Raw genomic sequence first — 20,602 nt, 5'->3', positions numbered from 1 at the left:
GCAGGGGGGAGTTTGTGAATTTGTGTGGAAGCAGATGCTATTGCAAATGGTCGTTGCTTTAATGCCCGTATTTACCTTTCAGCTATGGTTTGAACATTCCAAATCGGTAAGATTTGCTCCTGTCTTCATTAGTCTCCTTTGTGGAGGGTCTCTGCTCCTATCCATCGTGGCTTACTCGGATCTGCATGGGTTTGATATTGATTTCCGGTTTATACCTCTGCTAGTTGGGGCTATGTATGGCGGCGAAACTGTTTTTTTTGCAGTTAGTATTGTGTACATCTGTTATCAGTCCTTGAACATTCAAGGAGTTTGGGATTGGGTGGAGCTCGGTTTATTCTTGTTTTTATTTCTCCCAGTCATCTATGTGTCAATGAAGGCCTTTGGTCAATCTATTGGCAAACGAAAGCAAGGAATCGCCTTTTTGTTAACCGCTATGTCTCTTCTTATCGTGTGCAGCTCTCTACTATCCTATATTTTCACTACAAAGACCGAACTCACTCAAGCGGATTATTATAATCTTGGGCTGCATGGTCTGCTCTGCTTCGTTACCATGTGGTTAAGCATTATTTTCTGCGAGAATTATATCGAGAGGCAAGCGCTTTCTTATCAGCTCCAAAATCTATCTCATCATTATCGAATAGAAGTTCAGAAGCTGCAGCAATTTATAGAAGAAACGCCGCTTTGTGTTATCTTTGTTAATCAAGCTGGAATTATTACACATATTAATGAAATGGCCATACATATTTTACATCATAAAATCGGCGGCAAAGGACGCAAGGATCTCATTGGACAGCCATTTAGGAGCATCAATGAGAATATAGATAAGGATGTTATTGGACGGCTGCTTCTTCAGGCTTTGAGTGGCAATCAAACAACGACAGAATTTGTTCAGGAGCAAGGAAGAGTGCTGCTGCATACTAGCTTTTGTGTCCGTGATTTGCTGAATAACAATATAACCGGCGCAGCCATCATCTCTCATGATATTACTGAGCTGAATCGTTTGCGAGACGAAGTAGGGAGGATGGAGCGGCTTAGTTTAGTCGGTCAAATGGCGGCAAGCATCACCCATGAAATTCGCAACCCAATGGCGGTAATAAGAGGGTTTGTCCAGCTGATGCGTGAGCGAAGTCCAGATCATCAACAGGAATACTTCCAAATCGTTATGGATGAGCTTGATCGAGCGAACAGCATCATTAACGACTTCCTATCACTTGCTCAGAACCGGGTTATTGCGAAGGAAAGCTGTTCTCTGCATGAGATTATTAATGAAATTCTTCCTCTGTTATGGGCAGATGCCAATTTGCGCGGCCAATCCATTGAACTTGAGTTTGCCGATCAATTGCCTACGCTATTTCTCAATGAAAAAGAAATGAAGCAGTTGATCTTAAATTTAGCGCGTAATGGTATGGAGGCAATGGACCAACATGGAATTCTTACCCTACAAACACTTGTCTATTCCGACCGCGTCGAGCTTCGCGTTATTGATAACGGCTGCGGCATTTCAATAGAAAAGCAAGAGCATCTATTCGAGCCTTTCTACACAACCAAAAGTAGTGGTACCGGTTTGGGCCTGCCGCTTTGTCTAAGTATAGTTGAACGACACGGCGGTGAAATCAAGGTTGAATCAACGGAAGGAAAGGGAACGGCTTTCATTGTTAAATTCACCGAATACCAGCGGTCTCTACATCTGGTAGCGGCAGGGGTCTCGGATAGGAGTGTTAATGATGCCTGAGCTATTAACCCTGGGAACGCTTCGATTAGATGGTATTCTGCTGACAGCGATCCTCTCGGCGGCCGTAGGTTTTATTGCTTTAAGTATATGGCTTAAACACGTTGGTGATGAGAGGAAGGCATGGTGGGTCTCTTTATGGCCAAATGGATGTTTGTTGACGCTCCTATGCTGGAAGCTAGCCTTCTTATTCAATGAACCCTCGATGCTGTGGGAGCGTCCAAGCTCGCTTATTTTAATGCGTGGGAGTGCTGAGGATGCAGCGCTTGGCATTATGGTGGCGCTCATCTATATGATAATTGCGGTAAGGAAGCGCGGTATAACTGTCTTGAGCTTATTGGATATCCTACCTTTTGCAGTTCTTCCATGCTGTATCGGGTTTGGTCTGCTCTGGCAGAATCCATATCTATTGCCCTATGCAGGTTTGTTCGCGGCTTTATATGTTGTGCTGCTCCGCTCTCCGGGTACCAGAGAAGCGGGCAGTGGGAGATCGGCCCAAATAACCTTGCTGGGTGCTGGACTGGGGGGTCTCCTCATTAGTCTATTTGCTCCATACTCACCTGGGATGCTGCCAGAACTGACAGTAGGTTTAACGACAGGACAGTGGTCCTTCGTAGGTTTGTCTGTACTTGGTACCTTGCTTCAAGCCAGAAGCGGATAGCTCAGCCATCTCTAGCACATAATAGGGCTAGAAGGAGGTGCCAGAATTGACAATGGATCAGAATCAAACAGCGGCACGTTCAAAGTCGGCTTCAAAAAAGGATTCTTCGAATAGGCAGCAGCAAGCAGAGAAAGCTCCGGAATCAGAGGGTTTTGACAAGAAGCTAGACGGGCCGAATCGTCCATCGATTTAAGGCCTTATTGTTGCGATTTGAGTCTTTGTGTGAGGAGGGCTACTTATCAGCGGAGATGAGCACATAAGCTCGGATGATCCTGGACTGGATCCTTATGAAATTAATTTCCTGCCGCAGTTTCGAACAGGCCGGGGACCTCGGACACCATTCGTGAACAGCAGCGGAATTGTTATCGGAGATCACCAATATGAATCTGAGGATTCGCCGCTAACCAACTGGACGGAAGAGACGGATCCAGCCATCATGGCGGGCGATGAGTGGATCCATCCTTATAAGGATATTGGATTTCTAACGAGCGAGAATAGGGATTATTTCGAGAAGGGGATTATGCCCAAGGAAGGCCTATTTATGCATGCCGACAAGAATAGTGCTTATGGTGCTGGTGATGACGCTTAGCAGTAGAAGGAATGAGCTCAGCAGCAAGGCCTAAGAGCAATCGGAGCGGAAGCGACGGTTGCTTTTTCTTTTGCTTTCAAATTCGTTGAGCGTTATAATAATAATTATAAACACGAAGCTAAGACCAAGATCTTATACTCTAGGAGGAATATATATGTCAATGTCTTTTGAACGATACATGGTAGATATGGTACAGCCTATGCGTGACGATTTAACGCGTCTTGGTATTGAGGAACTGCGTACACCGGAGGAAGTTGCAGCAAAGCTTCCGGATGCGAAAGGGACAGCACTTGTAGTTGTAAACTCGGTATGTGGCTGTGCAGCAGGTCAATGTCGTCCAGGTGTTGCTCAAGCCTTGGCAAATGATCTGACACCTGATCATTTGTTCACTGTATTCGCTGGTCAAGATAAAGAAGCAACAGCTAAAGCCCGTGAATACTTTGCTCCATACCCGCCTTCATCACCTTCGATTGCGCTTATGAAGGATGGAGAGCTTGTTCATTTTATCGAGCGTCACCAAATTGAGAATCGTTCGGCTGCTGATATCGCGGCAGATTTAACTTCTGCTTTCGAACGCTTTTGCCGTTAAGAGGTGATGGCGTGACCGTACAACAGGATATTATTCGAATTCTTGGCGTAAAGCCTGAAATTGATCCAGAAGTTGAAATCCGTACTCGTGTCGATTTCCTCAAAGAATATGTGCGTAAATCCGGAACAACAGGACTTCTCATCGCAATTAGCGGTGGGATCGACAGCGCGGTAGCAGCTGGACTGTGCAAGAAAGCTACGGATGAGCTATCTGCGGAGACCGGCCAACCCTATATGACGCTTGGGGTGTTCCAGCCTTATGGGGAGCAGGAGGATATTGCGGATAGCTATGCGGTAGCCGAAGCGTTCGACCTGAAGCATCGTGTAGAGACGAACATTCAAGAAGCGGTGGATGAAATCGCAATTGAAGTCGAGCACAGCTTGAAGTCTATTGGCATATCACGTCATATTAGCCGCGGGGGCAAAGGAAATGTCAAAGCCCGCACACGTATGGTGACCCAATATGCGCTTGCTTTTGAGCTCAATCTTTTAGTTGTAGGTACAGACCATGCATCTGAGGCGATCACGGGCTTCTATACGAAGTGGGGCGACGGTGCTGTCGATATCACACCGCTTAGTACGTTAAATAAGCGTCAGGTACGTCAGCTTGCAGCAAGCCTTGGGGTGCCTAGCAGTGTGCTTGATAAAGCACCAACCGCTGGCTTATGGGTAGGTCAAACCGATGAGGATGAGCTTGGTATCACGTATGCTGAGAACAGCGCTTATCTCGAAGGCAAGCCAGTAAGTGAAGCAACCCGTGAGAAGCTGGAGAAGCAATACGTGAAGACTGCACATAAACGCGAGCCGATTCCAGGCATCTAAGTGGATATTTGAAAATGACCGTCCTTTGAATCCTGCAGATGAAGCAGGTTGGAGGACGGTTTTTCGTTGAAATATAAGAAAGTATAAGTTTTCTCCATACGAAAGAGATAGGAAGGTGCAGGAGTATGATTATCGGAATAGGACATGATCTCACTTCCCTTGAGCGGATACAGCAGCTGCTGCAGGGCCAGGTAGGGTCACGATTTATATCGCGCATATTAACCGAATCGGAACAAGAGATGGCGAATGCGGTGAGTGGGAGCAGACGGATTGAGTTCATTGCTGGTCGTTTTGCCGTTAAGGAAGCAGTCTCCAAAGCATTCGGCTGCGGGATTGGCGGTAAGCTCGCCTTTCGTGATATTGAGGTTGGTCGTGATGATCTAGGGAAGCCGATTTGTCGGTTATCCGAAGACGCATGGGGACGGCTCAATTACGAGAAGGAACAGATTGTAGTCCATGTTACGATTACACATGATAAGATGCTCGCTTCCGCCTTTGTTATCCTCGAACAGATTTGAGAGATGGTAGTGAGCTGGAGTCGATTAGACCTTTCACCTTTTGCCTATACTTGGAATAGAACTATAGGAATGTATGGGTGAGAGGAGTGTGATTGTAGATGAAAGTACAAACAGAAGAAGATGCAGGCAGAAGAAGATTTCTTAGCGGGCAATTTGTTCCCTTTGATGGCATGTTCAAGGATATATGGGGCGGTTGTTTGCCTCTGCTGCAGGGTGAATTTTTCCCGGTGCATCCTGATATGGGGCAATCCAGATGGACATATGAGGGACCGCTTTTGTTTGGTCTGCAGGGGTTATACTATCGGAATAAGAAACAACGAAGAAGAGGTTAACATACGGCAGGAAGGCAGAGAGGCGCTTATGCTGAAAAATATAGATTAATCAAAACCCGCATCCTAGAGGAGCGGGTTTTTGGTTTTTTTGTTGGTTCTATTCGATTTATTTCTTACTGGCTAGCCATTCTGCGAGCTGCTTGATTTGGCTTGGGGTCAGCTTAGTTGCGAATGCAGGCATAACAGCTCCGCCATCATGGATTTGTTTGGTAATTAATTCCAAACTTAACTGTTTGCCAACATGCTGTAAATTAGTAGAGGGTCCCATTTTACCCTGTAGATCATTGCCATGGCAGGCGATACATCTTGCCTTATACAGACTGACAGTCTCTGCGGGACCATCAAGCTTGGATGTCGATTCTCCGCATGCTGATAGGGATATCACAAGAATAGTGACCATAAACGCATAGAGAAAGCTGCGACGAATGAAGAGGAATGGCATGTAATTATTCATTGAGAAGGAGTACCTCCGTGGCTCAGATATGAGTAAAAATGCTATTATACTCCAAGTATAGATGGTAGTTTGAACGGATTGCAACCTAGTTAGGAGATTTCATTTTTATGTAATAATAAGTGTATAATATAATAGTTCGTTTGGCAGCTTAGATTACAAATAGATTTGGGGATACAATGAAACCTTCTTACAAGACAATGATCGAGAATTATCTTCACCGCTTCCAAGCAGAAGTGTCTATGGCGGCATTTTCCAATACTAAGCCGAATTTTCAAATTGATGAAATTCCTAATTATTACAGTTTTTGGCATGTGTTTCGTGGTGAAGGGCAGCTTACGCTAAATGATCGTAATTATGATGTGAAGCCAGGTCATTTGTTAATGATGCCTCCAGGTATACCACAGAGGTTCAGCAATTCGAGCCAACCTGTATCCATTTTTTGGTGTCATTTTCGTGCGTCAATGGGCGATATTCAGCTGTTTGATCTGTTGAAGCTGCAGGTATGTGTAGAGCCTCTGGATGGGGATAGTATGAGGCGGCTGTTTACGAGAATGATCGATGCGTTCCGATCTACAGCTATGACAAGAGAGCTCCGGTTGCGCGCTGCTTTACTCGACATTATGGCTTGCTACTTAGAACATTGTGAATTAAATGAAATTATTTTTCAGAATAATGACAATATAGGTAAAATCGATAGAGTTTTGGAATATATTGATTTGCATCTGGCTGATAACATGGGCATAGACGAATTGGCTAGATTGGCCTACCTGCACCCCAATTACTTTATTGGATTCTTCAAGAATATAGTCGGCTGTCCGCCGATTCAGTATATTAATTTACGGCGGCTGGAGCGAGCCAAGCAATTACTAGAGAAGACATCAGATAATATATTGAGCGTTGCCGATCAGGTCGGCATGAAGAATCATTATTTATCTCGTTTATTCAAGCAGCATACAGGTTTGTCTCCTAGCAGGTATCGCCAGATTTATCGAACCGCGTATGGTGTTCAAAGCAAGGATGAAGGAGGGAGTAGTGAAGATGAAGACAGAAGCCGCCCATTATTTTAGCCGAGAGCTGCTCAATTGGTATCTCGCGAACAAGCGAGTTCTTCCCTGGCGGATGAACCGGGACCCTTACCGGATATGGGTATCGGAAGTGATGCTGCAGCAAACACGGGTAGATACCGTTATTCCTTACTATGAGCGATTTATGGATAAGTTCCCGACCTTAACTGCTTTAGCAGAGGCTCCTGAAGCTGAGGTGCTCAAGTGCTGGGAAGGGCTGGGCTACTATTCCAGGGCAAGAAACCTGCAGGCTGGTGCGCAGGAAGTTGTTAGCCGGCATAACGGAATTGTACCTGATCACAAGGAATCGGTGGCAGCGCTTCGAGGCGTAGGGCCTTACACTTCTGGGGCAATTATGAGTATTGCCTTTAATCGGCCTGAACCCGCTGTTGACGGTAACGTAATGCGGGTTCTCTCTCGTTACTTCCTCCTTGAGGATGATATTGCCAAGCCTGCAACACGTGTGAAAATTGAAAAGCTAGCGGCCTCCCTTATTCCTGAGGGTTCTGCAGGCGACTTTAATCAAGCATTGATGGAGCTAGGTGCGCTTGTATGTACGCCAAAGTCACCGGGCTGCTTAACTTGTCCAGTTATGGCGCATTGCGAGGGCAGAATGGCAGGGATGGAGCATACATTGCCGATCAAGACAAAGGCGAAGCCGCCGCGTCCAGAGACTCGGCTTGCCGCACTTATTGTAGGTACCGGTGAGCTAGCCGGAATGGTACTCATCCGTCAACGTGCAGAGACCGGCTTATTGGCCAAGATGTGGGAGCTGCCGCATGTGTTGGCTCCTCAATCGGCAGAAAGCATCATTAAGCCAAAAGGACGAGGTCGTAAAGCTGCTGCTGAAGATGCAAATGCAACTGCAACTGCATCTGCAGGGAGTCTGCAGTCTGTTCATTCGTTACAGTCCGACATTCTGTGCCGGACATTATCCGAGGAGGATGGCATCCTTGTTCGGCCGACTGGATGGTGGGGTGAAGCAGAGCATGTATTTAGCCACATCGTATGGGATGTGCAGGTGTTCAAGGCGGAGTTTGGCTTCTTCACCTCTGTAGATCAATCCCCCTCAGAGGCACAATCACCTATGAGAGCAGCAGCTCCAAAAGCAGCTGCTGAGCTTGTCGGGATGCTTGCTGCGGAACAACGCTCCTTCTATGAGCTTGTTGATGGTATTCCTGCTGAGCTTGGTGAAACAAAGATGCTCCCGCCCAACTATCGTTGGATCGGTGTTCAGCAAATGAAGGAATTGGCGTTTCCTAATGTGTTTCTTAAGCTTCTAGGTGAGTATTGGCATGCAATAGAGCAATAGATTGCTATAATAGATTGCTTCATAGGCGTATTCATTCTACAATAGGAAGTGGTTTCACTATTCGACGGGAGGTTGCTTAAGTGAGTCAAATGCTGGAAATACTGCAAAAAGAAAAGGTTGTCGCCATCTTTCGTAATATTGAGGATCAATATGCGGATCAAGCGGCAGAAGCGCTGCTTGCGGGCGGGATTACAATGATGGAAATTACGATGAATACCGAGGGTGCTGCGGGAATGATTAGCCGTTGGCGGGACAAATACGGTGACCAGGCTTCTATTGGAGCGGGAACCGTGCTTGATCTAGATATGGCGAAGGAAGCCGTAGCTGCAGGCTCGCAATTTCTGATCTCGCCAAATTTGGACGAGGCCGTCGTAGATTATGGCTTGAAAAAAGGTGTTTCGGTATGGCCGGGCGTTATGACGCCGACCGAGATTGTGCGTGCTTGGAAGTCAGGTGCTGAAGCAGTCAAGGTGTTCCCGATGGGGACGCTTGGTTGGAAGTACTTAGCCGAAATTCGAGCGCCGCTCGATAAAATTCCGATGATGGCCACTGGTGGAGTGGATTTGGACAATATCGCGGACTATTTCAAAGCAGGTGTTTGTGCAGTAGGTATGGGAAGCAAGCTCGTGAATCTAGATTGGGTACGCAGCGGTAGATTTGATCTGCTGACTGACAAGGCCCGTCAATTCGCGGAGGCGGCCAAATCGCTCTAGGCGGTGAATCGATGATAATAGCAATTCTGATAAGCGCGGCGATAGCCGCGCTTCTTATTTGGCTCATATGGACAATCGGGGCGCGAAGTCAACAGCCAAAACTGCGAGAGAATACAGTAAAACCGAATGGCAGCTATGAATCGATCAGCTTTCAGAATGGCGGAGCTGTACTTCAGGGGTGGCTGCTGCATCCGACGACGGAAGCAGATCGTAATGCTCGTGAGGATGAAGCGAAGCAGCCGCTTGTTATTGTTGCACATGGTTGGGGCTCTAATCGTTCTCGCGTTCTCCGTTATACGGAGCCGCTGCTTGCCGCAGGACTTACCATTTTCATGTATGATGTTCGCAGCCATGGTGATAGCGATAAGGTAAAGACGCCATCGGCATTTATGTTCCGTGCTGATATTGAAGCAGCGGTAGCGGCTGTGCGGAATTTGCCTGATATCGACCAGGGGCGAATTGCTGTTCTGGGTCACTCACTTGGAGGATTCGGTACCATTCTTGCCCTTGGGCGTGGTTTACCCGTTCAGGCGGTCATCACGGACTCCATGCCTACTCGGTTCGAGACTATGGTGAAGTCAGAGCTGAAGCGGAAGAAGCTGCCTTTCTTCCCGCTTGGTCTTCTGATTCCGCGGATTTGGCTTCTGAGAGCACGGATAAGTAGAAAGGAATTTAAGGAAGCTCAGATTCCGGTAGCATTGGCTGCTAATGAAGCAGGAAGACGAGTTCCGGTTCTGATGGTTCACGCAATAGGGGATGATTATATCCCAGCAGGGGATTTGCGGGAGCTAGCCGAGAAATGCCCTGTGGAGACGCTATTCGTAGAAGGAAACGGACATAGTCTGTCGGAGCAGGATCCAGCTTTTTGGAACAATGTGATCCCTTTCTTAAAGAAGAATTTATCCCTATAAAAACAAAGAGGCCTGCGGCATATCCGCAGGCACAAGAGAAAATATATAATAAAGGGGGGTCATGTGTCTATTATAATCCGCCTATATGAAAATAACATGAAAGAAACATTACAATTATATTACAGAACGAAATCGCTTACAGTTCATACACAGACTATATTGGCGAGGGGAACCTCGAATAAGATGAAAGATATTCAAAATAAATAGGTGTTTGGGAAAAGCTTACAATGTAGGACCCGCAGGTAGAGCTTGTGCCGAGTACGTTCCAAACTCCGCAAGCCGATTGCGTTGGAATGACGAAAGGGCTGTCCCAGAAGGTCTTTCGAGACCTTCTGGGACAGCCCTGATTTGTTGATGATCTGCATCTGCTACAGGTTATTATAGATAAAGAAGCGAAAATCCGCTACTCTGCTCCTAACAGTATGCATTTATTGCAGGTCATCTGGATTTAAGACTGATTTTTGCTGAAGCACATGGATGTTTTGCAGGTAGTGGCTAGTCGACGGCGGCAGCCGACCGTTCGACGGTCAGGCGAACCGTTTCGCCCTCCGAGGAATTCGGGCCTACCCACAGGGTAAAGTTACCGGGTTCGACCGTGAGATTCATATCCGCGTCGATGATCGCCAGTGCCGAGTTGGGAATCGCGAACGTCACGATTGCCGTTTCACCCGCGCACAGCTTGATTTTACGGAAAGCGATCAGCTTCTTGAGCGGCTGCGTAACGCTGGCGGCTTCATCGCGGAGGTAGCATTGGACGACTTCCTCGCCGGAACGGCTTCCCTCGTTGGTTACTTCGATGGTAATGCCGAAGGCATCGTCCGGGCTGATCCGTTCCTGCGATAGTTGGACTCTTCCATAACGAAAAGTCGTATAGCTTAGGCCATAGCCGAACGAATATAAGGGCTCCGTCGTAGAATCGATATAGTAGGACGTATGGACGCCTCCGGGGGGACGACCGGTATTTTTACGGTAATAGTATATCGGAATTTGGCCTACGTTACGCGGGAATGTCGCGGTCAACCGTCCGCTTGGATTGTAATCTCCGAACAGGACGTCGGCGATGGCATGGCCGCTTTGCACGCCTAAGTGCCACGCTTGAACGATCGCGTCCGCATAATCCTGCAGCCACGGTATGGCGAGAGGCCTGCCGCTAATCAGCACGGCGACAATCGGTTTGCCTAGCTTGGCGACGGATTCCACCAGTTTTCTCTGGCCGCCCGGCAAGTCGAGATCCGTCCGGCAACGGGATTCTCCGCTCATATCGAATGCTTCGCCGAGCGCCAGGACGACAACGTCCGCTCCGGCAGCCGCTTCCAACGCTTCCGCGATGCCGTCTTCCGAGTCAGTATCGACCTGGCAGCCTTGGACATAGGGGAGCGTCGTGCCGGGAGTTACCGTTTGACGGATACCTTCCAGCAACGATACGACATCATTCGGTCTGCCGTCGAGCGCCCAGCATCCGAGCGGATCTTTCTTGCTGTCGGCCAGCGGTCCGATGACCGCGATAGAAGCCGTTTCTTTACGCAAAGGCAATGTTTCCTTCTCGTTGCGAAGCAGCACGATCGATTCCCGAGCGGACTGACGGGCGAGCGCAAGATGAGCTTCCGGAAGGGAAGCGTCCGTCGCATACTCGCTAGGATTCACGAATGGCTGCTCGAACAACCCGAGCTTCAGCTTGACGGCCAAGATGCGCATGACCGCTTCATCCACGAGCCGTTCAAGTACTTTACCTTCGCGCACCAGTTTCGGAAGATATCTAGCGTAGATGCCGGAGTGCATATCCATGTCGAGGCCGGCTTTGATACTCAGGATACACGCTTCTTCCTCGTCCGCGGCAATGCCATGAACGATCAGTTCCTGAATCGCACCGTAGTCGCCGCATACGATGCCTTCGAAGCCCCATTCCTCCCGTAAAATGGTCGTCAGCAGATAGCGGTTGGCGCAAGCAGGAATACCGTTAATTTCGTTAAAAGAGGCCATGATGCTAAGCGCACCGGATTCTATGGCTTCGCGGAACGGCGGAAGGATGACCTCGCGAAGCATGCGGTCGGAGAGGTCTACCGTATTATAATCCCGGCCGGCTTCCGCGAGGCCGTATGCGGCGAAATGCTTCGGACAGCTTGCCGAGGCAAAGCCGGGGCCTTCGTCCATCTGAGCGCCTTCGACCCACGCTTTGGCGTAAGCGGAGGCAAGATAAGGATCTTCACCTATGCTCTCCGCGATTCGGCCCCAGCGAGGATCACGAGTCACGTCGATCATTGGCGCGAATACCCAAGCAACGCCGTCGGCAAGCGCTTCGCGGGATGCGGCAGCGGCCGTCTGCCCTGCCAGCTCGGGATTCCATGCGGAGGCTTGAGCGAGCGGGATCGGGAACACCGTTCTATAACCGTGTATGACGTCGCGTCCGATCAGCAAGGGGATTCCGTGTGGTGTCTTCTCGCGAGCGAGGCGTTGAAGCTCGTTGACTTCCGCGGCTCCAGATAGGTTGAACATGGAGCCGATGAGTCCTTGCGAGATTTGCTCGGTGATAATATTGTGCTGGGAGAGGCCGGTATCCGGATTGATCGGATTAAAGCCCCAGTCGTATTGGGTCATCTGACCCGCCTTTTCCTCCAACGTCATCCGGCTGACCAAATCTTGGGCTCTCCTGCGAATATCGGGTGTCATCCATTTAAATGTCATTGAAAATTCGGCTCCTTTCAAGGGCAAGGGAATAATAGGGTTTGAATGCTGTGCGCTGATGACTCGCTGATATTCCAAGTCGTCGTAAATGTTCAGAAGCGGATACTAGACGCCATTCATGTCGGGATTCAAAGTAAGAGGCGCTTTTTCCGTTAGTTTATCTCCACTATACTGCTCGGTTTGGATCAATCTGATGGTGCGTTGGCTCATGATCTTTAGCCAACAATATCATTTATGTCATTATTATAAAAGGTTTAGCGGAGGTTTATGTAGAAACAAAGTGATTGAATACCTATACGATCTGGTCGTAGTAAAAGGTATATATGGAGGCGCTGGATGTGAGCTTGAGTGAAATTAACGTACATTTGTGCGGATATTCGAAGCATTTAGAACCATTTAAACATGATTATCGGAATGGCTTGGACACCTATATTATCCGATTGCAATTGGAAGGATTCAGCCAAGCTCTGATCGAAGGCGAGATCGTGGACATTTTGCCGGGAGATCTGCTGTTGTTCAAGCCCGGGGACGCGTATGCGCTGAATATCGGAGAGCCGGGTGAGCCAATGAAGCCTAACGGGGATTATTTCATTATGAGTACAGGACCGAGAATGGACGAATGGTGGGCGCAGAAACGCAGGCCGACGCGAACGAAGCTAGCGGAGGATGAGCGGATAAAGGGGCAATGGCAGCAGTTGATTCAGGAAAAAAGGCGGCTGGACGGAGGTTATCCCGAGCTGATCACGCTGTTGGTGCGCACGTTATTGCTGCTCCTTGACCGCGCGATTGAGGAGGCTCCTCCTGCGCAGTCGGTGTCAGCTTTCCACGCGCTGAAGATGCGGAATTTCATCGAAGAGAACGCCTCGTCCGTACTGCGACTTCAGGATATCGCCAGTCATGCCGGTCTAAGCGTGTCGCGCGCGGTGCATTTGTTCAAGGACCGTTTCGGCGTGTCCGCGATGCAGTACGCTCAGCAATTAAGGCTGTCGCACGCACTGGAGCTGCTCGATCATAGCCTGCTGTCGCTGGAGCAGATCGCCATGGAAACGGGTCTTGGCAGCTATACGTATTTTCACCGCGTTTTCCGCGCGACATACGGAATTTCTCCCGGAGCCTACAGGAAGCGGCAGTCGATGAAGGTGAGTCGGCAGTAGCCTGACAGCAAGTCACAGTTATTTACATCTGCAACGCGAACCGCAATAACTCGGAATACCCGGAAGATATTCGCTACTTAACGACCCAAGATGAATGAAGACGTTACCAGAGTATCTCGAAAAGATTTAGGCACAAGCGAGACTGCGAAAACAAGCTGATAAGGGAGCTAAGACATCTATGGAAAATAGTAGGGAGGGGCGGCCAGTTATAGTCATCTTGACGGCCTGCCCGCCTGCTAGCTTAACAAATTCCCATCACTACCTATCAAACCGTGAAGGGGAAATCATTCGGATTAGTCTATTTTTTAGACTATTCTTTTTCTGCAGGATTTCAAACGGTCGCATCATCTCGTGATCTTCATGCTCGAGCATGTGACAATGCCATACAAAACGTCCGGTGAGAGGACCGAAACTTGCAATAAAAGAGGTAACGTAACCGGCGGGAGCACGAATCGTATCTTTAAATCCCCTTTCGTTAGGATCAGGAGGAGCCGCATGTCCTGTAAATTTAAGTTTTCCTGTGGTTTGGAAATGAGCAACGTCAAAAGGCTGGCGCTCAAGAATTTGCATGTCAACGATATGTAAATGAATGGGGTGATCATCCGTTGACGTATTGATTAACCGCCATATCTCAACAGTTCCTACCTCTATTTTCTCGGAAATACGGTCAATCCACATTTTACCATCCAGTAAATTTAACGATCTTCCATATTCATCCGCCACCTTGACGAGTGTGAGATCTCTTGTCCTGCTAGCCATATTTCTTGAAAGAAAATTGATCTTCCCCAAATAATCCGGAATGGAACTGGTATCTTTACCCTTTAAGGGAACTGTAACTCTAAACTGCATCACATTTGTTGTTTCGGGGGAAGCACCCTTGAAGACATTTTTAAGGACAATCGACTTACCGAAGGAGCCGGAAAAATCAACGATTACATCCGCGCGCTCGGTAGTTAGAAGGAGGATCTCATTCATTTTCACTGGTTTCTCCATTAGTCCGCGATCGGTTCCAATTTGATAAAATGGCTGTCCGGAGTCCAATTTGAATGTAATGGCTCGACTATTGGAGGCGTTTAAAATGCGAAACCGGTATTTTCTCGGTTCCACTTCGACATAGGGCCATACTTTCCCGTTTACCAAAATCATGTCTGCGTCAAAAGGTGTGACAATCGAGGGATAAGGAAGACGAGGGTTCTTTTCATCCGGGGAACTAGGGTAATAGAGCGATCCGTCCGGGTTAAACGATCGATCCTGAATTAATAGAGGGATTTCATATATTCCCGTCGGCAGATTCAGGGATTGTTCATACTTGTCGCGGATGATAAAAAATCCTGCTAGTCCCGCATACATGTTCAATCTCGTAATTCCCATTGTGTGATCATGATACCATAAAGCAGTGGCTTCAAGGTTCGGGTACTCATATATTTCTCTTTCAAACAAAGGTCCTGTTTGTTCAAAATTTCTTGTAAACCAAGCTTCAGGGTACCCATCACTATGGGCTGGCTGTTTTCCTCCGTGTACATGAACCACAGTCCTAACCTCTGGTAGAGTTCCTTCTGCACCATGAATGGTCGTATCGATGGGGAGAAAGTGCTTCGTGGGCAGATCATTCATCCATTTGACAAAAGTCGTTTCACCCTTCATTACGTCGAAAGTCGGGCCCGGGTACATTCCATCGTAGCCCCATAAGCGGGTAGGCGGGAGATCACGATGTAGTTTTTGGGTAAATTCCCTCATGGTCACTTCATAATAGGAGCCCTTCTTGTCTCGCTTGACCGGGGAAATAGTTTTGGGAATCGGTAGTTTATCTACAAATTTTTGCAGTTTGACTTTTGCTGCCATATAGATAGAACACCTCCTTAATTTATTCCTTTACTCCTCCAAACATTGATCGTTACTATCATATGTACAGAAGGCAATTCCATGATGAAATAACAAAAGGCTTACCGGCCACTATTTTGCTTAGATTATCTAGAAAGGTTAATCCAGAAAGGTCAATCTATTGACAATATAGAAACAGGGTAGTAACCTAATAAAAACATACGCTGCCGTATCTAGAGGTGAGTCATGCAATTAACCAGGGAAGACTGGGTAAAAGCTGGATTGAATAAACTAGCTGAAGCTGGAATACATGAAGTTCGTGTCGAAATACTTGCTCGGACGCTCAATATAAGTAAAGGGAGCTTTTACCACTACTTTCGAGATCGTAAAGAGCTTCTGGATTCCATGATGGATTATTGGGAAGATTATGCAACCAAACGGATCATTCATAGTATAGAACAGGATAATTCCTCATTGGAACAGCTGCTTCACATAAGTATCAATCGGGACAAGAAAATTGAGATTGGCATATATGCTTGGGCCAAACATGACCCTATCGTGGCAGCTCGTTTAGTTGATATTGAGGAGCAAAGAATGAATTGTCTTGCTGTGCTCTATCAAAGGAAGGGTCTGACGCTTACGGAAGCGATAGACAGGGCCAGACTTACTTATTTAACTTATGTAGGGTGGATGCCCCGAATTGAGGCCAATACAAATTTTGATATCGAAAAAATGTTCATGATTTTATTAAATATATGATTACGCATGTCCCTTAATGTGGTTGTACGACCCATAGGGGCATAAAAAATGCATCAAACATACGGAACCGTATGTCTCGGCTGCTAACGACTCCCATATTAGATGGAGAAAGGAGCTTTTTACATGAAAATAGTATACCTCATAGTGGCATTAATGATTATGCTCTTGGGGTTTATTCATATCTGCATAGCACCCAGAATACACAAATCTATGACTCAAGAATCGATGTGGTTCGTGAGCGGTGGGCTGGCATTAATCTCCAACGCTATCATTAATTTAGTTATGATTAACGTTAAGCTGGAATCGAGTTCGATGAAATATCTTTGCCAAGGAAATAATGTACTGACATTAATATTTTCACTTATTTTAGTTCGTGTACTCCCTAGGCCGCAAACGAAACTGTTTGTATTTTTAATGTTTTTGGAAACCTTGTTAGGATTTTGAGCAAGTTTAAATAAGATGATTTTGGAGGCGTTCTAATGAAATTCGTTATGACATTATCAACTGTAAGTCTTTTGGGTCTGATCAGCATCTTACATATTTATTGGGCGTATGGGGGTCGCTGGGGTGTCGGTGCGGTCATACCTTCGAAAGCGGGGGAGAATAAGCCTGCTTTTGTTCCTCATAAGATAGGGACACTAGCTGTGGCTACCCTTATGCTAATCGTGTGCTTCATTCTTCTAGTTCAGGGCGGTTATCTACATTCCGTTATACCAGCTACCCTAATAAGAGGAGGGTGTATCGTTTGCGCTGCTGTTTTCTTTCTTCGGGCGATAGGTGACTTTACACATATAGGATTTTTCAAGAAAGTAAAACACACTGTATTCGCTAGAAATGATACATGGTTATATAGTCCGCTTTGTTTGTATTTCGGGTTAACATGTACGATTCTTTTGTTTTGATCGGCATAAGATTTACTGAGAATTTAGCAGTTATAGCGTATAAGGTGAACCATATCATAAATAGTGGTAAAGCGGAGCTGAACTTCAGATGGTATTAAAAATGTCGTCCCTTGAAAATGTAACGAAAAGGTTATATAATGAGTAACATAGGTTACATTATTGAGGAGGCTATACATTTGGCGTCTGAAACAGCTCGGTTGGAAATTAATAGAAGGAAAATACTTATTGGTAATTTGGTTGGTTTTATAGTATGGCAACTTCCGAATTTATTCCACTATTTTACATCCAGACCCTTGGCAGGGTGGGGTTCCATTATTTCTGCCATTGGTGGGTTGGTTTGGGCGTATTACCTCTTTCGAATTGTACAATTCTCACGACTTCTTCGAAAAAAACGTGAGTTGGCAAATTCCTTAAATGATGAATATATTCAAGTAATTCGATTTAAGAGCTTTACGATAGGGTTTTGGGTACTCATGGGGTTTATTGCATTTTTGATGGCCATTAACGGATTTATTGATTTGAATGTTTCTTTTGTTTTGCTTTCATCCATTTTTGTTGGAGTCATAGCTATCCTTATATCTTACCTAGTAATTGAAAAAGACTAATATTGGGGTTAACATGATGACTGAAGAATTCCTAGAAAACACAATAAAAGTACAAAGAGCCAAAATGAATCTTACTCAAGAGAAGTTAGCCGAATTGGTTGGAGTGACTAGAAAAACCATAAACACAATCGAAAATGGTAAGTTTATACCCAGCACAATGTTAGCAATTAAATTGGCAAGAATATTTAGGGTACCTGTAGAGGAATTGTTTATTCTCAAATAATTATGGTTCAACAATATTAATGAAGAAGTCAAGCTAACTGAGCATGGCTTCTTTTTCTATTTTCTGAAAGCCAAGCATTCAAGGCATAATCATAAATAATCGCTATCATCTTAGAAAAACCCTTCTGATTATTTCATCAGAAGGGTTCAAAGTTACGAAACTTGCGCTAAGCCATATTATGCGATGCCTGTAAGAAGCAAATTCCATACGGCATCAAATTCTTCATCTGTCTTCTCCGGTGACCATTCATGGGCGTGTACGGGATGATGGAATTTTGAGGTAGCAATAAAAATGGCTTTTGCAATGACCTCGGACTGCCCAGGCTTAAATTTATGGCAACTCAATTTTACTTACACTTTATTTACATGTAAGGTTTGGGTATACTATAACTAGGAATTGTTGGCAAATGACTGTTAAAGTGTGATCAATCGATAGTTAAAGGGGGAGGAGCAGGCAAATGAAGCAGCTCATGTTCAGATTTAGTTTAGTAGCCCTGCTTCTACTATTTGGACTTGGATCTGATTTTTATTATACGCCTTCGCCTACAGTCACTAGCGCTTCAACAATGAAGGAGCTTGAGAGTAAGCTTGATCAGAAAATACGAGAACAATCCAATGAAATCACGATGGAATATACTGGCGATCAGAAGGAATTATCAGCAGACTTTGCCAAGCTGCTGCGGAATGTTTTCGCCAAAGATGATTATACGGCTTACATTCTTGACTCGTACTTGTATACGATTCGGACTTGGGGATCCACAGCCAAAATCAAGATATCGATTAAATACAGGGAAACAGCGGGACAAACAGAACAAGTCGCTGCACAAATCAAAAAACTGCTGCCTACGATCATAAAGCCTTATATGACTGATCTGCAAAAGATCAAAATGATTCACGACTGGATAGTGCTTCATGTCGCCTATGACTTGTCGCTTGAGCGGTACACCGCTTATGATGCAATTCATACGGGAAAGACGGTTTGCCAAGGCTATTCTTTGCTGGCCTATCGGATGTTGAATGAGGCAGGGATTGAAGTCCGCATCATTGAAGGTACTGTTGATTCCGGTAATCATGTATGGAACTTGGTTCATATTGGAGACACTTGGTATCACATGGATGTTACCTGGGATGACCCTATCCCTGATCGTGAAGGGAAGGTAAGCTATAGTTACTTTTTGAAGAATGATGCTCAAATGAAAAAAGATCATCAGTGGGTGAAATGGTATCCTGCTGCGAATTGAGCAAGCTAGTAGAAGGCGGAGCCGATAATATATTAGTGTACGTTAATAAGGCAGGAACGCCTAAGCGGTTCTCTGCCTTTTTTGTGTTCTTGTCCGACCGGCTAAGCCTCGTCGACGATGAGCTTCCCCTTCATCTGGGTATGTCCCGTTCCGCACATGACGGAGCAATGATACTCGAAGGTTCCCGCGTTCTTGGCATCGAACTCTGCACTTTTATTGCCTTGGATATCTACGTTGTAATCGGGAATGGTGAATCCATGGCCGCCATCATCACTCGTAAGTGTGATTTTTACATGGTTGCCTTTCTTGACATGGATCTCCTTTTGATCATACTCAAAATCTTTAGCTCCCAGTTTGATCTCCACGGTTTTGCCCGTAGCAGACGAATCCGCCGCGCTCGTAGTACTCGTAGCGTTCGCAGTGTTCGCGGTATCTGACGTGCTGCTGCTTCCGCAGGCGCTGGCCAGTGCCGCAATGAGGATCAGCATCAAAAAAAGTATACCTGTTCTGATTTTCACTGTTCTATCACTCCTGTCGAATTGGTCTTCACGCTTATAATAGCCTGCGAACATTAAAATCCCCTGATAGAATGGGCAGCATCTGTTCAAGTTGTTCCTTAGGGCTTCTTCAGCTGGCTTCATGCTGCAAGGTGAAGACCGCAAGCTCAGGCACGCTGCTGAATCGAAAAGGCAGCCTCGTAATCCCGATACCCCTATTCACATATAAGGTCATTGGTTTCCTTGCGCCTACAATCCTATAGAGTCCCTCCCTATATTTCCTTGCAAGAGGGGGCGTATAGAGGGAGCCGAACCAAGGAAGACGAACCTGTCCGCCATGGCTGTGGCCGGAGAGCTGCAGATCAATCGGGTATGTTCGGACTCGATCCGCAATGTCGGGTTCGTGGGCAAGCAGCAGTGTGAATCCATCTTCGGGTACGTGCTGGAATGCCTTTTTAATATTCGGAGAACCGAGTAAGAAATCATCTAGCCCCACAATTGTGAGCTCACTTTGCTGAATACGAATCCTGTTTTGCTCATTTACGAGTAAAACGAAGTTACTGTCCGCTAAGAGTCGACGATAGATTTGCTTGCCCCCACCTCCTTGATCGTGATTGCCATAGACCGCATATTTCCCGAGTGGCGCTTGTATTTGTTTTAAAATCGGCGCAATGCTACCCTGAGTAGGGTACTGAGCGAAGTTATCTACGAGATCGCCTGTGAATACGACGAGGTCTGGATGCAGTTCATTAATCCGTTTCACAAGCTGCTTAAGCTCGGCTAGCGAATAGAACGGTCCTAGATGGAGATCACTAAATTGAAGGATACGGATGCCGTCCAAATCCTTAGTAACTGAAGAGCTTCGTATAGTTTGATAACGAACATGGAGTAGATTCGGTTCGATATGTCTTGCATAATAATAGAGCGTACCGGAGACAAGAATCATAAGTATAAGTAAGATTTTGATAAAAGCAGAGCGTTTGTATACATATTTCATAGCGTCCTTCCCCCTTACAACAAGACTAT

At 46.3% G+C, this 20,602-nt stretch carries 24 protein-coding genes; 18 read left to right on the top strand and 6 right to left on the bottom strand.

The window, feature by feature from the left end; genetic code table 11:
* Positions 1-22 precede the first annotated feature (22 nt).
* The 8 genes from EKN16_RS15990 (at position 23) to EKN16_RS15960 (ending at position 5,239) form a co-directional block, all read left to right on the top strand.
* Positions 23-1,732, top strand: coding sequence for a two-component system sensor histidine kinase NtrB (locus EKN16_RS15990; RefSeq protein WP_125659114.1), 1,710 nt, complete (start codon positions 23-25; stop codon positions 1,730-1,732).
* Positions 1,722-2,390 carry a hypothetical protein gene (locus EKN16_RS15985; protein WP_125659111.1) on the top strand — a complete coding sequence of 223 codons (669 nt, stop codon included), beginning with the start codon at positions 1,722-1,724 and terminating at the stop codon, positions 2,388-2,390. The genes EKN16_RS15990 and EKN16_RS15985 overlap by 11 nt, the downstream gene beginning before the upstream one ends.
* Before the next feature lie 46 nt (positions 2,391-2,436).
* On the top strand, positions 2,437-2,583 hold the full coding sequence (locus EKN16_RS32265; protein ID WP_164522600.1) for a hypothetical protein: 147 nt from the start codon (positions 2,437-2,439) through the stop codon (positions 2,581-2,583).
* Between the two features lie 45 nt (positions 2,584-2,628).
* On the top strand, positions 2,629-2,979 hold the full coding sequence (locus tag EKN16_RS15980; RefSeq protein ID WP_125659108.1) for a DUF3905 domain-containing protein: 351 nt from the start codon (positions 2,629-2,631) through the stop codon (positions 2,977-2,979).
* A gap of 154 nt (positions 2,980-3,133) precedes the next feature.
* Positions 3,134-3,568 carry a BrxA/BrxB family bacilliredoxin gene (locus EKN16_RS15975; RefSeq protein ID WP_125659105.1) on the top strand — a complete coding sequence of 145 codons (435 nt, stop codon included), beginning with the start codon at positions 3,134-3,136 and terminating at the stop codon, positions 3,566-3,568.
* 11 nt (positions 3,569-3,579) lie between these two features.
* A complete protein-coding gene (gene nadE, locus EKN16_RS15970) occupies positions 3,580-4,389 on the top strand; it encodes an NAD(+) synthase (RefSeq protein ID WP_125659102.1) in 810 nt (269 codons plus the stop codon).
* Between the two features lie 125 nt (positions 4,390-4,514).
* Complete coding sequence (gene acpS / locus EKN16_RS15965; RefSeq protein ID WP_125659099.1) at positions 4,515-4,907, top strand: holo-ACP synthase; 393 nt, start codon at positions 4,515-4,517, stop codon at positions 4,905-4,907.
* Between the two features lie 98 nt (positions 4,908-5,005).
* Complete coding sequence (locus EKN16_RS15960) at positions 5,006-5,239, top strand: hypothetical protein (RefSeq protein WP_125659096.1); 234 nt, start codon at positions 5,006-5,008, stop codon at positions 5,237-5,239.
* 106 nt (positions 5,240-5,345) lie between these two features.
* On the opposite strand, the gene EKN16_RS15955 is transcribed toward EKN16_RS15960, so the two are convergent.
* Positions 5,346-5,693: a c-type cytochrome gene (locus EKN16_RS15955; protein ID WP_232016460.1), complete on the bottom strand. Its 348-nt coding sequence runs from the start codon at positions 5,691-5,693 to the stop codon at positions 5,346-5,348.
* 176 nt (positions 5,694-5,869) lie between these two features.
* On the opposite strand from EKN16_RS15955, the gene EKN16_RS15950 reads away from it, so the two are divergent.
* The 4 genes from EKN16_RS15950 to EKN16_RS15935 all read left to right on the top strand — a co-directional run bounded on the left by EKN16_RS15950 (position 5,870) and on the right by EKN16_RS15935 (position 9,693).
* The gene (locus EKN16_RS15950) at positions 5,870-6,760 is read left to right on the top strand and encodes an AraC family transcriptional regulator (RefSeq protein ID WP_125659093.1); all 891 of its coding nucleotides are present in this window, start codon (positions 5,870-5,872) and stop codon (positions 6,758-6,760) included.
* Positions 6,732-8,069, top strand: coding sequence for an A/G-specific adenine glycosylase (gene mutY, locus EKN16_RS15945; protein WP_125666329.1), 1,338 nt, complete (start codon positions 6,732-6,734; stop codon positions 8,067-8,069). Before EKN16_RS15950 ends, mutY begins: the two co-directional genes overlap by 29 nt.
* A gap of 80 nt (positions 8,070-8,149) precedes the next feature.
* Positions 8,150-8,782 carry a bifunctional 4-hydroxy-2-oxoglutarate aldolase/2-dehydro-3-deoxy-phosphogluconate aldolase gene (locus tag EKN16_RS15940; RefSeq protein ID WP_125659090.1) on the top strand — a complete coding sequence of 211 codons (633 nt, stop codon included), beginning with the start codon at positions 8,150-8,152 and terminating at the stop codon, positions 8,780-8,782.
* A gap of 11 nt (positions 8,783-8,793) precedes the next feature.
* Entirely contained in the window at positions 8,794-9,693 is a 900-nt protein-coding gene (locus EKN16_RS15935; RefSeq protein WP_125659086.1) for an alpha/beta hydrolase, read from the top strand.
* Positions 9,694-10,188: 495 nt separating this feature from the next.
* Here the strand turns inward: EKN16_RS15935 and bglX are convergent, their stop codons facing one another.
* The gene (gene bglX / locus EKN16_RS15930) at positions 10,189-12,375 is read right to left on the bottom strand and encodes a beta-glucosidase BglX (RefSeq protein WP_232016458.1); all 2,187 of its coding nucleotides are present in this window, start codon (positions 12,373-12,375) and stop codon (positions 10,189-10,191) included.
* A 338-nt stretch (positions 12,376-12,713) separates the two neighbouring features.
* On the opposite strand from bglX, the gene EKN16_RS15925 reads away from it, so the two are divergent.
* On the top strand, positions 12,714-13,529 hold the full coding sequence (locus EKN16_RS15925; protein ID WP_232016455.1) for an AraC family transcriptional regulator: 816 nt from the start codon (positions 12,714-12,716) through the stop codon (positions 13,527-13,529).
* Between the two features lie 258 nt (positions 13,530-13,787).
* Here EKN16_RS15925 and EKN16_RS15920 read toward each other — a convergent pair whose 3' ends face one another.
* A complete protein-coding gene (locus tag EKN16_RS15920) occupies positions 13,788-15,371 on the bottom strand; it encodes a multicopper oxidase family protein (protein WP_125659079.1) in 1,584 nt (527 codons plus the stop codon).
* Positions 15,372-15,596: 225 nt separating this feature from the next.
* Here EKN16_RS15920 and EKN16_RS15915 point away from each other — a divergent pair, with 225 nt between their 5' ends.
* The 4 genes from EKN16_RS15915 to EKN16_RS15895 all read left to right on the top strand — a co-directional run bounded on the left by EKN16_RS15915 (position 15,597) and on the right by EKN16_RS15895 (position 17,839).
* The gene (locus tag EKN16_RS15915; protein WP_125659076.1) at positions 15,597-16,109 is read left to right on the top strand and encodes a TetR/AcrR family transcriptional regulator; all 513 of its coding nucleotides are present in this window, start codon (positions 15,597-15,599) and stop codon (positions 16,107-16,109) included.
* A gap of 479 nt (positions 16,110-16,588) precedes the next feature.
* Positions 16,589-17,011, top strand: coding sequence for a DUF3995 domain-containing protein (locus tag EKN16_RS15905; RefSeq protein ID WP_125659070.1), 423 nt, complete (start codon positions 16,589-16,591; stop codon positions 17,009-17,011).
* Positions 17,012-17,187: 176 nt separating this feature from the next.
* A complete protein-coding gene (locus EKN16_RS15900) occupies positions 17,188-17,616 on the top strand; it encodes a hypothetical protein (protein WP_125659068.1) in 429 nt (142 codons plus the stop codon).
* Positions 17,603-17,839, top strand: a complete 237-nt coding sequence (locus tag EKN16_RS15895) for a helix-turn-helix transcriptional regulator (protein WP_311547505.1) — start codon at positions 17,603-17,605, stop codon at positions 17,837-17,839. Before EKN16_RS15900 ends, EKN16_RS15895 begins: the two co-directional genes overlap by 14 nt.
* 176 nt (positions 17,840-18,015) lie before the next feature.
* Here the strand turns inward: EKN16_RS15895 and EKN16_RS33745 are convergent, their stop codons facing one another.
* On the bottom strand, positions 18,016-18,183 hold the full coding sequence (locus EKN16_RS33745) for a hypothetical protein (RefSeq protein WP_164522813.1): 168 nt from the start codon (positions 18,181-18,183) through the stop codon (positions 18,016-18,018).
* A 113-nt stretch (positions 18,184-18,296) separates the two neighbouring features.
* Between EKN16_RS33745 and EKN16_RS15890 the strand changes: the two genes are divergently transcribed.
* Positions 18,297-19,079 carry a transglutaminase domain-containing protein gene (locus EKN16_RS15890; RefSeq protein WP_125659065.1) on the top strand — a complete coding sequence of 261 codons (783 nt, stop codon included), beginning with the start codon at positions 18,297-18,299 and terminating at the stop codon, positions 19,077-19,079.
* A 101-nt stretch (positions 19,080-19,180) separates the two neighbouring features.
* Here the strand turns inward: EKN16_RS15890 and EKN16_RS15885 are convergent, their stop codons facing one another.
* Together EKN16_RS15885 and EKN16_RS15880 are read right to left on the bottom strand one after the other, a co-directional pair.
* Positions 19,181-19,597, bottom strand: coding sequence for a cupredoxin domain-containing protein (locus EKN16_RS15885; protein ID WP_232016453.1), 417 nt, complete (start codon positions 19,595-19,597; stop codon positions 19,181-19,183).
* 109 nt (positions 19,598-19,706) lie between these two features.
* Entirely contained in the window at positions 19,707-20,573 is an 867-nt protein-coding gene (locus tag EKN16_RS15880; RefSeq protein WP_125659062.1) for a metallophosphoesterase, read from the bottom strand.
* Positions 20,574-20,602: the final 29 nt, after the last annotated feature.

Origin of the sequence: Paenibacillus baekrokdamisoli (genome assembly GCF_003945345.1) — a bacterium.
Taxonomy (GTDB): Bacteria; Bacillota; Bacilli; order Paenibacillales; family Paenibacillaceae; genus Paenibacillus_Z; species Paenibacillus_Z baekrokdamisoli.
Note: the sequence above shows the minus strand (reverse complement) of the source record. Positions and strands in the feature narration are given on the sequence as shown.

Bases quoted from the DNA above. Each gene is read 5' to 3' on its own strand.
- EKN16_RS15985 (WP_125659111.1), top strand. From the start codon at position 1,722: ATGATGCCTGAGCTATTAACCCTGGGAACGCTTCGATTAGATGGTATT.
- EKN16_RS15890 (WP_125659065.1), top strand. From the start codon at position 18,297: ATGAAGCAGCTCATGTTCAGATTTAGTTTAGTAGCCCTGCTTCTACTA.
- EKN16_RS15905 (WP_125659070.1), top strand. From the start codon at position 16,589: ATGAAATTCGTTATGACATTATCAACTGTAAGTCTTTTGGGTCTGATC.
- EKN16_RS15975 (WP_125659105.1), top strand. From the start codon at position 3,134: ATGTCAATGTCTTTTGAACGATACATGGTAGATATGGTACAGCCTATG.
- acpS (WP_125659099.1), top strand. From the start codon at position 4,515: ATGATTATCGGAATAGGACATGATCTCACTTCCCTTGAGCGGATACAG.
- EKN16_RS15955 (WP_232016460.1), bottom strand. From the start codon at position 5,693: ATGAATAATTACATGCCATTCCTCTTCATTCGTCGCAGCTTTCTCTAT.
- EKN16_RS15920 (WP_125659079.1), bottom strand. From the start codon at position 15,371: ATGGCAGCAAAAGTCAAACTGCAAAAATTTGTAGATAAACTACCGATT.
- mutY (WP_125666329.1), top strand. From the start codon at position 6,732: ATGAAGACAGAAGCCGCCCATTATTTTAGCCGAGAGCTGCTCAATTGG.
- EKN16_RS15950 (WP_125659093.1), top strand. From the start codon at position 5,870: ATGAAACCTTCTTACAAGACAATGATCGAGAATTATCTTCACCGCTTC.
- EKN16_RS15880 (WP_125659062.1), bottom strand. From the start codon at position 20,573: ATGAAATATGTATACAAACGCTCTGCTTTTATCAAAATCTTACTTATA.
- EKN16_RS15935 (WP_125659086.1), top strand. From the start codon at position 8,794: ATGATAATAGCAATTCTGATAAGCGCGGCGATAGCCGCGCTTCTTATT.
- EKN16_RS15960 (WP_125659096.1), top strand. From the start codon at position 5,006: ATGAAAGTACAAACAGAAGAAGATGCAGGCAGAAGAAGATTTCTTAGC.
- EKN16_RS15915 (WP_125659076.1), top strand. From the start codon at position 15,597: ATGCAATTAACCAGGGAAGACTGGGTAAAAGCTGGATTGAATAAACTA.
- bglX (WP_232016458.1), bottom strand. From the start codon at position 12,375: ATGACATTTAAATGGATGACACCCGATATTCGCAGGAGAGCCCAAGAT.